Source organism: Amycolatopsis kentuckyensis, assembly GCF_002155975.1.
In the GTDB taxonomy this organism is placed as follows: domain Bacteria; phylum Actinomycetota; class Actinomycetes; order Mycobacteriales; family Pseudonocardiaceae; genus Amycolatopsis; species Amycolatopsis kentuckyensis.
Window position 1 is genome coordinate 1 of record NZ_MUMI01000124.1, and the last position, 10,842, is coordinate 10,842.

Genomic DNA, 10,842 nt, shown 5'->3' on the forward strand with positions numbered 1-10,842 from the left:
GGTCCGGCAGCCCGCCGCGCCGCCGAAGGGGCCGCACCCCAGCGCACAGCCGACAACTCGGCAGGCCGCCGCACCGCCGACGGCGCCGCAGCTCCGCACCCCGCCGCGGACGGCCCGGCGCCCCGGCGCGCTGCCGAAGGGACCGCAGCTCCGCACCTCGCCCAGGACGGCCCGGCGCCCCGCCGCACCGCCGAAGGGGCCGCGCCCCAGCGCGCAACCGACAACTCGGCAGCCCGCCGCACCGCCGACGGGGCCGCAGCTCCGCACCCCGCCCCGGATGACCTGGCGGCCCGCCGCGCCGAAGGTGTTCCCCCGCGTGCCGCGGGTGAAGGTTCCGCCGTTCCTCCGCGGGCCGCTCTTGATCCGCTGACCATGACCGACGAGATGGAAGCGATCGACGAGGCGACCCAGTACCGGCGCAAGATCGATCACACCCTCGCCCGGTTCTCCGCCGCCCACGATGAGATGGAAGCCGAGGAAGCCAAGCGGCGGGAACGGCGGGAACGGCTCTCGCCCGCCTCCATCCTCGAGAGCACCCGGACCGCCCTGCAGCGCGTTGTCACCGCCGGTCCCTCCGCCGAAGAAGAGGCCGTGCAGGCCGAACTGAGCCGGCAGCAGGAAAACCGGCAGCAGGAAAAGAAGCGGCGAACGGCTCTGGCCGGGCGGATCGCCGCCGCCGTGGTGGCCGGGCTCGTCTTCCTTGGGATCGGGGGTGCCTGGGGCGCCCAGACCTACTTCGACGCCAAGTTCACCCAGGTCTCCGCGCTCGACGAGAACTCCTCCGACATCCAGGACGCCGAGGCGCAGGCCAACGACGAGAACTTCCTGATGGTCGGCTCCGACACCCGCGACGGCGCGTCCGCCGAGGAAGGCGTCGGCACCGCCGACAGCACCCCCGGAGCCCGCAGCGACACCGTGATGGTCGCGCACATCCCGGCCGACCGGAAGCGGGTCGTCGTCACGTCCTTCCCGCGCGACCTCGAGATCAACCGGCCGGACTGCCAGAAGTGGGACCCGGCGCAGAGCAAGACCACCGACGAGGTCTACAAGGGCGCGAAGTTCGCCAAGCTCAACACCGCCTACGCGGTCGGCGGGCCGGCCTGCGTCACCAAGGTGATCCAGCAGATCACCGGGCTGCGGATCAACCACTTCGTCGGCATCGACTTCAACGGCTTCAAGGAGATGGTCGACGCGGTGCACGGCGTCACCATCCACAACGAGATCCCGATCGACGACACCATCCTCGGCAAGGTGCTGCTGCAGACCGGCGACGTCACGATCTCCGGCGACCAGGCGCTGAACTTCGTCCGCGCCCGGCACGTCAAGGGCGACCCGACGTCCGACTACGGCCGGATCAAGCGGCAGCAGGAGTTCATCGGCGCGTTGCTGAAGAAGGTCATGTCCTCGGACGTCGTGCTCGATCCCGGCAAGCTCAGCGACTTCATCAACGCCTTCGCGAAGGCGACCTTCGGGGACAACCTCGGCGTCAAGCAGATGATGACGCTGGCGCAGTCGATGAAGGGCCTGGACCCGGCGAAGATCGCGTTCCTGACCGTCCCGACGGTCGGCATGGCCAACAACCGCGGCAACGAGGTCCTCGTCGTCAGCAAGACCAAGGCCCTCTTCGACGCGCTGCGCAACAACACCCCGCTGCCCGACCCGAACGCGCCGGTCCCGGTGAGCGAGCAGGCGCCGCCGACCAGCACGTCGAAGTCGAAGAGCAGCGGCAGCTCCAAGTCGACGACCACCCGGAAGAGCACCAGCAACGGCTGATCCGCGAGGATCGTTAGTCCGGGTTCACGTGCGGTTCACCCGGCGATGCGGTATTTGGCCACGGTTGGCCGTAGGGTTGGGCCATGCGTGAGGCTTACCATGTCGAACTCGAACAGCTCGCCGACAACCTGGCCGCGATGTCGGTCCAGGTCGCCGACGCCATGGAGCGCGCCACGCGCGCCCTCCTGGAGGCCGACCTCAGTCTCGCCGAGCAGGTGATCAGCGACGACTCGAAGGTCGACGACGCCCGCGCCCAGTGCGAGGAGCAGGCGTACGCCCTGCTGGCCCTCCAGGCGCCCGTGGCGACCGACCTGCGCACGGTGCTCGCGGCGATCCACGCCGCCGAAAGCCTGGAGCGCATGGGCGACCTGGCGCTGCACGTGGCCAAGGCCGCGCGGCGCCGCCACCCGGATCCGGTGCTGCCGGAGTCGGTGCGCCCGTACTTCTCCGAAATGGGCGAGGTCGCGGTCAAGCTGGCCCACCAGACCGAGCAGGTCATCAAGTCGAAGGACGTCGAAGCGGCGAAGACGCTCGAGTCCGACGACGACCAGGTGGACGACATCCACCGCCACCTGTTCACCGTCATCATGGACCGCGAATGGCCGTACGGCGTGGCCTCCGCCGTCGACGTGACGCTGCTGGGCCGGTTCTACGAGCGCTACGCCGACCACGCGGTGTCGGTCGCGAAGCGGATGATCTTCGTGGTCACCGGCAAGATGCCGGGCTACGGCTCCGACGACGACATCTGAGTCACCCCAACGAAAAAGCCCCCGGCCGCGGCCGGGGGCTTTTTCCATTCCACTGTGGACTCAGCCGAAGCGGCCGGAAATGTAGTCTTCCGTGGCCTTTTCGTCCGGGTTGGAGAAGATCTTCTCCGTGTCGTTCAGCTCCACCAGCCGGCCCGGCTGCCCGACGCCGGCGAGGTTGAAGAACGCCGTCTGGTCGGAAACCCGCGCCGCCTGCTGCATGTTGTGCGTGACGATGACGATCGTGTAGTCCTTCTTCAGCTCACCGATCAGGTCCTCGATCGCCAGCGTGGAAATCGGGTCCAGGGCCGAGCACGGCTCGTCCATCAGGAGCACGTCCGGCTGGACCGCGATCGCGCGGGCGATGCACAGCCGCTGCTGCTGACCGCCCGAGAGCCCGCCGCCCGGCTTGTTCAGGCGGTCTTTGACCTCGTTCCACAGGTTCGCGCCGCGCAGGGCGCGCTCGGCGATGTCGTCGAGGGTCTTCTTGCCCTTGGTGCCGCCCAGTTTCAGGCCCGCGACGACGTTGTCCTTGATGGACATCGTCGGGAACGGGTTGGGGCGCTGGAACACCATGCCGATCGTGCGGCGCACCTGCACCGGGTCGACCGACGACGCGTAGATGTTCTCGCCGTCCAGCAGGACGTCGCCCTCGACGCGGGCGCCGGGGATGACCTCGTGCATGCGGTTGAGCGTGCGCAGCACCGTCGACTTGCCACAGCCCGACGGGCCGATGAACGCGGTGACGTTGCGCGGCGGCACGGAAAGGGTGACACCGTCCACGGCGTGGAACTTGCCGTAGTAGATGTCGACGTCCTTGACATCGAGTCGTTTGGCCATCAGGAACAGCTCACTTCTTCTTCGGGGCGACGAGGCGCGCGAACACGGTGGCGAGGAGGTTGATCAGCGCGATGATGAGCACCAGGGTCAGTGCGGCGCCCCAGATCCGGTCGAAGCCGACCGAGCCGGGATCCATCGAGTTGGTGACGCGCTCGTTGTTCATCAACAGCGGGAGCGCGGCCTGCTCGCCGCTGAAGATGTCCCAGTTCGTGTAGGCGGAGTAGCCGACCAGGACCAGCAGCGGCGCCGTCTCGCCCATCACGCGGGCCAGCGCCATCATGATGCCGCCGATGATGCCGGACATCGCCGTCGGCAGCACGATCTTCATGATCGTCTTCCACTTCGGCACACCCAGTGCGTAGGAAGCCTCGCGCAGGTCGTCGGGGACGATCCGCAGCATCTCCTCCGACGAGCGGACGACGACCGGGATCATCAGCAGCACCAGGGCCAGCGACACGGCGAAACCGCTGCGCGGCAGGCCGAACGTGGTGATCCAGAGCGCGTAGATGAACAGCGCGGCGACGATCGAGGGGACACCCGAGAGGATGTCGACCATGAACGTCGTGGCCTTCGCGAGCTTGCCACGGCCGTACTCGACGAGGTAGATCGCGACGAGCATGCCGATCGGCACCGCGATGATCGCGCAGACGAGGCCCTGCAGCAGGCTGCCGATGATCGCGTGCAGCACGCCGCCGCCGACCTCGTCGGACAGGAAGTTGCCCAGGTCCTGCGACCACCAGTTGGAGTACGGGATGCGCTTGATGCCGTTCGCGACCACCGTGTAGAGCACCCACACCAGCGGGACGACGGCGATCAGGAACGACAGCCAGACCAGCGTGGTCGCCAGCCCGTTCTTGACCTTGCGGCCCAGGCTGACCTGCTGGAAGGCGGGGGTCGACGCGGGCGCTTCGAGCGAGGTGGTGGTCATGCTCAGTCCCCCTTCTTGCCGATGATGGACCGCGCGAAGAAGTTGACGACGAAGGTGAGCACGAACAGCACCAGGCCGGCCGCGATGTACGCGCCGGCCGAGACTTCGTTGTTGAACTCGCTGTAGTTCGCCGCGATCTTCGACGCGAACGTGGCGCCGCCGTCGAAGAGGCTCCAGTCGAAGTTCTTGCCCTGCGGGATGAGCAGGATGACGGCCAGCGCGATCGTCTCGCCCAGCGCGCGGCCGAGGCCGAGCATGGACGCGCCGACGTACCCGGCCTTGCCGAACGGCAGCACCGTGGTGCGGATGACCTCCCAGCGCGTGGCGCCGAGGGCCAGCGCGCCCTCGATGTGCGGGGTCGGCGTCCGCTCGAACACCTCGCGGGACAGCGACGTGATGATCGGCAGGATCATCACGGCCAGCACGATGCCCGCGGTGAAGATCGTGCCGCGCACGCTGGGCGCGACGTTGCCGGGGGCGAGGATCGGGAACCACGAGAACGTCTCGTTGATCCACTGCGCGAACGGCTCGATCGCCGGGGCGAACACGAGGATGCCCCAGAGGCCGAAGATGATCGACGGCACCGCGGCGAGCAGGTCGATGACGTACGCGAACGGGCGCGCCAGGCGCGGCGGCGCGTACTGGGTCAGGAACAGCGCGATGCCCAGCGAGACCGGCATCGCGATGATCAGCGCCACCACCGACGTCGCCACGGTGACCTCGAGCAGGTCGAGGATGCCGAACGACATGTTCGCCGGGTCACTGGTCGACCAGCCGTGGTTGGTCAGGAAGTTGACGTTGTCGGCCTGCAACGCCGGGATCGCCTGGATCAGCAGGAACAGCCCGATCAGGCCGATCAGGGCGACGACGAAGATCCCGGCCCCGGTGGTCAGGTTCTGGAAGATGCGGTCACCGGGCCGCACCTTCTTCGGTTTCTCGCTCGCGGGCGGCTGCGGCGCCGCCGGGGAGCCTGGCTGTTCCGAAATCGGGACCTCCGGGGGCGTCGTGACGGACGACGAACGCCCACCGGGGTCGCCGGTGGGCGTTCGCGTCGAGGATGACTCGCTCATCAGCTACTTCTGACCAGCCTCTATCACTCGGATGTCAGTCGCAATGCCAGGTCAGGAGATCGCCTTGACGGCGGCCAGGACCTTGGTCTGCAGCGACTGCGGGATCGGCACGTAGCCCTTGGCGGACAGCGGCTGCTGACCGTCGGTGGCGGCCACCGTCAGGAACGCCTTGACGGCCTTCGCGACGTCCGGGTTCGCGTACTTCGAGCAGACGATCTCGTAGGTCGTCAGCAGCAGCGGGTAGGCACCCGGGGTGTTGCTGGCGTAGATGCCGTTGAGGTCGAGCGCGAGGTCGTTCGAGCCGTCCTTGAGGAACTTCGCCGCGTCGAGGGACTTCGCCACGTTCGCCGCGTTGAGCTCGACGCCGCCGGAGCCGCTGTCGATGAGGGCCGGGGTCAGGCCGTCCTTGGCGAACGCGCCCTCGACGTAGGTGATGCCGCCGTCGGAGGCCTTCACCGCGGTCGCGACGCCGTTGGAGCCCTGCGCACCGTTGCCGACGCCACCGTTGAACTTCTTGCCGGCGCCCTTGGTCCAGTCGGCCTTCGCCGCGGCGCCCAGGTACTTCTGGAAGTTGTCGGTGGTGCCCGACTCGTCGGCGCGCGAGACGACCTGGATGGCCTTGTCCGGCAGGTTCAGGCTCTCGTTGCCCTTGACCGCCTTGATCGCCGGGTCGTTCCACTTGGTGATGGCGCCGCTGAAGATCTTCGCCGTGACCGACGGGGTCAGCGTCAGCTTGTCCACGCCGGACAGCTTGTAGGCGACCGCGATCGGGCCGACCACGAGCGGGATGTTCCAGGCGTCGCTGGCGCAACGGGCCTTCGCGGCCGCCGCGTCGGCGTCCTTGATCGGCGAGTCCGAGCCGCCGAAGTCGATCTGGTTGGCGTTGAACTGCTTGACGCCCGCGCCCGAACCGCTCGGGTTGTAGTTGACCTGCTGGCCGGCGCACTTCTTGCTGTACTGCTGCGTGAAGATGTCGATCGCGTTCTTCTGCGCCGACGAGCCTTCGGCGGAGAGCGGGCTCTTGCCGCCGCACTCCACATCGGCGGTGCCGGTCGCAGCGGGCGCCGAAGCCGAGTTCGAGCCGCTGCTGTTGGACGCCGCGGGGTCAGTGCCACAGGCGGCGAGCACCAGAGCGGCGCTCGCCACGATGCCGACCGCGCTCAGGGGCCGCATGATCTTCACTGCTGTTTCCTCCATCAGGAGCTTCGCCGTTCGGCCGCGGCGGTGGTCGCCGTGCCGGATCCGGACATTAGGCAGCGCTGATGGACGGTCGGCCGTGAACAAATGAACGGAAAGTGAACAGACCTCCGGATGTGAGCAGTGCTACTCCTCCGAGAGGCCGCCGTGTCCGGGCCGTGACCTGCACGTATGCCGTCAGTGACGACGTGCTCGCACGGCGTCGACCGTGGTCACCGACCGTACTGGACGTCGGTTTCGTGACGCGCGAACCCGAGCTTGGTGTAGACCGCCAAAGCCGGCGCGTTGTCACCCTCGACGTACAGGATGATCTGCCGCAGACCGCGGCTCGCGAGGTACCGCAGCCCGGCCAGGGTGAGCGCCCGCCCGAGCCCGCCGCCCTGCGCGGCGGGGTCGACGCCCACGACGTACACCTCGCCGACGCGCTCGCCGCCGAACCGGCCGGGGGCCGGCTCGTGCACCTTCGTCCAGTGGAAGCCGATGACCTCGCCGTTCTTCTCGGCGAGGAAGAAGCCGTCCGCGTCGAACCACGCCCGCCGCTCGTCGGCGCGGATGTCCTCGGCGGTCAGCGCGCCCTGCTCGGGGTGCCAGTCGAAGGCCAGCGCGTTGACCCGGACCACGGCGTCCTCGTCCTGGCCCGGCACGAACGTCCGCAGCGAGACGCCGTCGCGCAGGACCGGCTCCGGCCAGTCCGAGCCATCGACGTCCACGTGCAGGATGAGCAGCTCGCGCTTGCGCTCCAGGCCCGTCTTCACCGCCAGCTTCTGCGCGGCCGGGTGGTCGCCGTGCGCCCAGACGCGGAAGCCGACCGCGGCCCGCTCGTCGATCGCCTGAAGCAGCTTCGCGCCGTAGCCGCGGTCTCGGTGGGCGGGGTGCACGAACAGCTCGGCGACCTGGTGCCCGAAGGAGTCGCCCGTGGTGTCGAGGTGCGCGTAGCCGACGACTTCGCCCTCGACGCAGGCGACGAGGTGCTCACCGCCGTCGAACTCGCCGGGCAGCGCGCCCGCGGGTTCGACCTCGGGACGCCCGTCCGCTTCGCGCACGGCCAGCAGCAGGCCTCGCACGTCCTCGAGCTGCCGTCCGTCCAGTTCCTGGCGCCACTCGCCGTCTCCGCTCACCCTGCGACCGTACCCGTGACGGACGCAACGCGACGGTTGTGCGAGACGTCTTCCGTGTGCGGAAGGGGGATCAGTGGGTGAGTTCGGGAGTCTCGGCCGAGGGCTCGGCGCTCGCCTGCGCGGGCACGCCCGGCCGCGGGCCGCCGCTCTTGGCCGGCCGCTCGAACTTGTAGCCGACGTTGCGCACGGTGCCGATCATCTGCTCGTGCTCCGGGCCGAGCTTCGCGCGCAGCCGTCGCACGTGGACGTCGACCGTGCGGGTGCCGCCGAAGAAGTCGTAGCCCCAGACCTCCTGCAGCAGCTGGGCACGGGTGAACACCCGGCCGGCGTGCTGCGCGAGGTACTTGAGCAGCTCGAACTCCTTGTAGGTGAGCTCCAGGGTGCGCTTGCGCAGGCGGGCGGTGTAGGTCGCCTCGTCGATGACCAGCTCGCCGACCCGCAGTTCGGCGTCGACCTGCTGGGAACCACCGTCGCGGGTCGTCACCAGCCGCAGCCGGGCGTCGACCTCGGCCGGGCCCGCGGTGGGCAGCAGGATGTCGTCGGTGCGCCACTCGGCGCTCACGGCGACGAGCCCGCCTTCGCCGACGACCGCGATGATCGGGGTGGCCGCTTCATCCTCGCCGGTGCCCTTGAGCAGGCGGCAGAGGCTCTTCGCCGAGGCCAGGTCGCTGCGGGCGTCGAGGAGGATCACGTCACGGTGACCCGCGTCGAGCAGGGCCGTCACCTCGGGAGCGCGGACGCGTACGGTGTGCGGCAGCAGGTCCAGTGCGGGAAGCACCGAGGTGGCGTCGGCCTCCGCAGTCAGTACCAGAAGGTCCAGGCTCATCAGCCGCACCGCCTTCTCGAGTCGTCGCCGCAGAGCGGCGTTGGTCGGTGCTAAGTGAGAATAGCGGCTGAACGGCCGGGCACCTAACCCTTGCTGGATCGATCACACCTGGAGGAATCCGGGTGTCCCCGACGAACAGGAGTACGGACGCGATGGTGAGCAGGCCCGTGACCCGGGACGACCGACCCGCACCGAGGCCCGACGCCCGACGCCGCGGCCGCCGGGCCCGGCGCTGGGTGATCGCCCTGATCGTGCTGGTCCTGCTGCTGGTGGGTGCCGATTTCGGGGCCGCCGCGTACGCCGAGCACATGATTTCGCAGAAGGCCCGCACGCAGCTGCAGCTGAGCGACGACCCGTCGGTGACGATCCACGGCTTCCCGTTCCTCACGCAGGCGCTCGGCGGTGACTACAGTCACATCAGCGTGTCCGCCGCGGGGGTGCCGGTCGCGGGCAAGCTCCAGGACGTCGCGGTGAACGCCGAGCTCGAGAACGTCAAGGCGCCGCTGTCCGACATCACGAACGGCAACACGAAGGCGATCACCATCGGCGAGCTGACCGGCTCGGTCACCATCAAGGCCGCCGACCTGGCCCGCCTGGCGCCGCTGGACAAGATCAAGGACCTGCGGATCGAGCCCTCGACCACCGAGTACGTCGAGAACGGCGACGCCGGGCAGAGCGAGCCCACGCCCACCACGACGAAGACCACCGAGGGCCAGGCCGACCAGGACGAGTCGCGCACCGGTGTCCGCATTTCGGGACACCTTCAGTTCGCGGGCAAGGATCTGGAAATCTTCTGTTTCGCGATGATCGAAGCCGACGCCGCCAAGGGAACGATCAACTTCGTCCCCAAGCGGCTGCAGTTCGGGAACGACCAGGAGACCACCGTGGTCCCGGCGGCGGTGCAGAAGGCGCTGATGCCGAACTTCAACGCGTCGATCAGCACGAAGGACCTGCCGCTGTCGGTCACCCCGACCGGCGTGCGGGTGCAGAGCGGATCGGTGACGATCAAGGGCAAGGCGGCGAACGTGTCCTTCGCGGACCTGAGCAAGTAGAGGAGCGGCCGGTGACGGGACTGTGGGTGCTCGTGGCGACGCTGGTGGCCGCCGCGGCCGTCGGCGCGCTGCTCAAGGCCCGCAACGGCCGGGTGCGGGCCGCCAAGCCCGCCGCCCGGGAGCTGCCCGCCCCCGTCACCGCCGCCCTCGACCCGGCGTCCGCCGTGACGCTGGTCCAGATCTCCACCACCTTCTGCGCGCCCTGCCGGCACGCGAAGGCCGTGCTCGCGCCGCTGGCCGAGCGGACCGACGGCCTGCACCACGTCGAACTCGACGTCACGAACCAGCCGGAGGTCGCGCAGTCGCTGTCCGTGCTGCGGACGCCGACCACGATCGCGCTGACCCCGGACGGCCGGGAGCTCCTGCGCGTCGGCGGCGTTCCCAAGGGCGCCGAGCTGCTCGCCGCCCTGCGCCCGCATCTCACAACGCGGACACCCTGACCAGGGTGTTGTCCCAGAAAACGGGAATCGTCCCAAGGTATGAACGTGGTTCCCACTCTGAGGGAGCTCTGGGTACCCTCGCACCCGTGACCGGGCTGACCAGCTTCTTCCTGACGCAGCGGCGCGCAGTCGACCTCTGCCGCGTCCGCAGCAGCCTGTGTCGCGTTCAGTCCGACCGGCACTGAACCCTTTCGATCCGGTCCCCGCCAGCCCTGATGCCGCTGACGCGTGCCGTTCGCACGCACCCCTTGCTCCAGCTGGAGGCACCATGTCCGCCGGACCGGCCGTCGACCCGCGAGGCCCGCGGTTCGCCGCCATCCTGACCACGATCGTGCTCGCGGTCGTGCTGGTCACCGAGTGGTGGCCGCTGCTGGCCGTCCAGACCGTCGTGTTCGCGATCGGCGCCTTCGTCGGGTTGAAGCAGGCGCCGTACTCGATCGTCTACCGCGCGCTGGTGGCCCCGCGCCTCGGCCCGACCTCCGAGCGGGAGGACGCGGCGCCGCTGCGGTTCGCCCAGGCCGTCGGGTTCGTGTTCGCGCTGATCGGCACGGTCGGGTTCGCGCTCGACGTCACCACGCTCGGCATCGTCGCGACGGCGTTCGCGCTGTTCGCGGCCTTCCTCAACGCGGCTTTCGACTTCTGCCTCGGCTGCGAAATGTACTTGCTGATCAAACGCTTCAGTCCCGCCCGCGCGTCGTCCTGAAGAACAACCCAGAAAGAGAGTTCTGTCCCATGAGCCGTGAAGACGTCCTGGTCACCACCCAGTGGGCCGAGGAGAACCTGGACACCCCCGGCGTCGTAGGCGGTGGTGTCCTCGTCGACCTCGGCGAACACGACGCCGGGGGTGTCCAG

General features: G+C 69.0%; 11 protein-coding genes and 2 pseudogenes. 7 read left to right on the forward strand and 6 right to left on the reverse strand.

The window, feature by feature from the left end; genetic code table 11:
• From CCN39_RS51040 to phoU, 3 genes and pseudogenes are all read left to right on the forward strand, one after another.
• Positions 1–370 (forward strand): annotated as a pseudogene (locus tag CCN39_RS51040) (hypothetical protein); the annotation flags it as partial.
• Positions 371–372: 2 nt separating this feature from the next.
• Complete coding sequence (locus tag CCN39_RS13240; RefSeq protein ID WP_086841791.1) at positions 373–1,773, forward strand: LCP family protein; 1,401 nt, start codon at positions 373–375, stop codon at positions 1,771–1,773.
• Positions 1,774–1,856: 83 nt separating this feature from the next.
• Positions 1,857–2,522, forward strand: coding sequence for a phosphate signaling complex protein PhoU (gene phoU / locus CCN39_RS13245; protein WP_086841793.1), 666 nt, complete (start codon positions 1,857–1,859; stop codon positions 2,520–2,522).
• 60 nt (positions 2,523–2,582) lie between these two features.
• Here phoU and pstB read toward each other — a convergent pair whose 3' ends face one another.
• The 6 genes from pstB to CCN39_RS13275 form a co-directional block, all read right to left on the reverse strand.
• Complete coding sequence (gene pstB / locus CCN39_RS13250; protein ID WP_020642202.1) at positions 2,583–3,359, reverse strand: phosphate ABC transporter ATP-binding protein PstB; 777 nt, start codon at positions 3,357–3,359, stop codon at positions 2,583–2,585.
• A gap of 10 nt (positions 3,360–3,369) precedes the next feature.
• Positions 3,370–4,287 carry a phosphate ABC transporter permease PstA gene (gene pstA / locus CCN39_RS13255; RefSeq protein ID WP_086841795.1) on the reverse strand — a complete coding sequence of 306 codons (918 nt, stop codon included), beginning with the start codon at positions 4,285–4,287 and terminating at the stop codon, positions 3,370–3,372.
• A 2-nt stretch (positions 4,288–4,289) separates the two neighbouring features.
• A complete protein-coding gene (gene pstC, locus CCN39_RS13260) occupies positions 4,290–5,210 on the reverse strand; it encodes a phosphate ABC transporter permease subunit PstC (protein WP_086841797.1) in 921 nt (306 codons plus the stop codon).
• A gap of 198 nt (positions 5,211–5,408) precedes the next feature.
• Positions 5,409–6,539 (reverse strand): phosphate ABC transporter substrate-binding protein PstS, encoded by a 1,131-nt coding sequence (gene pstS, locus CCN39_RS13265; protein ID WP_086841798.1) that lies wholly within the window; start codon positions 6,537–6,539, stop codon positions 5,409–5,411.
• 227 nt (positions 6,540–6,766) lie between these two features.
• The gene (gene mshD, locus CCN39_RS13270; RefSeq protein ID WP_086841800.1) at positions 6,767–7,672 is read right to left on the reverse strand and encodes a mycothiol synthase; all 906 of its coding nucleotides are present in this window, start codon (positions 7,670–7,672) and stop codon (positions 6,767–6,769) included.
• A 70-nt stretch (positions 7,673–7,742) separates the two neighbouring features.
• On the reverse strand, positions 7,743–8,498 hold the full coding sequence (locus tag CCN39_RS13275; protein ID WP_167455069.1) for a winged helix-turn-helix transcriptional regulator: 756 nt from the start codon (positions 8,496–8,498) through the stop codon (positions 7,743–7,745).
• 152 nt (positions 8,499–8,650) lie between these two features.
• Between CCN39_RS13275 and CCN39_RS13280 the strand changes: the two genes are divergently transcribed.
• The 4 genes and pseudogenes from CCN39_RS13280 to CCN39_RS49380 all read left to right on the forward strand — a co-directional run.
• Positions 8,651–9,550 carry an LmeA family phospholipid-binding protein gene (locus CCN39_RS13280; RefSeq protein WP_086841804.1) on the forward strand — a complete coding sequence of 300 codons (900 nt, stop codon included), beginning with the start codon at positions 8,651–8,653 and terminating at the stop codon, positions 9,548–9,550.
• Positions 9,551–9,561: 11 nt separating this feature from the next.
• Positions 9,562–9,990 (forward strand): TlpA family protein disulfide reductase, encoded by a 429-nt coding sequence (locus CCN39_RS13285; RefSeq protein ID WP_086841805.1) that lies wholly within the window; start codon positions 9,562–9,564, stop codon positions 9,988–9,990.
• 268 nt (positions 9,991–10,258) lie between these two features.
• Complete coding sequence (locus tag CCN39_RS13290; protein WP_086841807.1) at positions 10,259–10,693, forward strand: DUF4395 domain-containing protein; 435 nt, start codon at positions 10,259–10,261, stop codon at positions 10,691–10,693.
• Positions 10,694–10,722: 29 nt separating this feature from the next.
• Positions 10,723–10,842 (forward strand): annotated as a pseudogene (locus CCN39_RS49380) (sulfurtransferase); the annotation flags it as partial.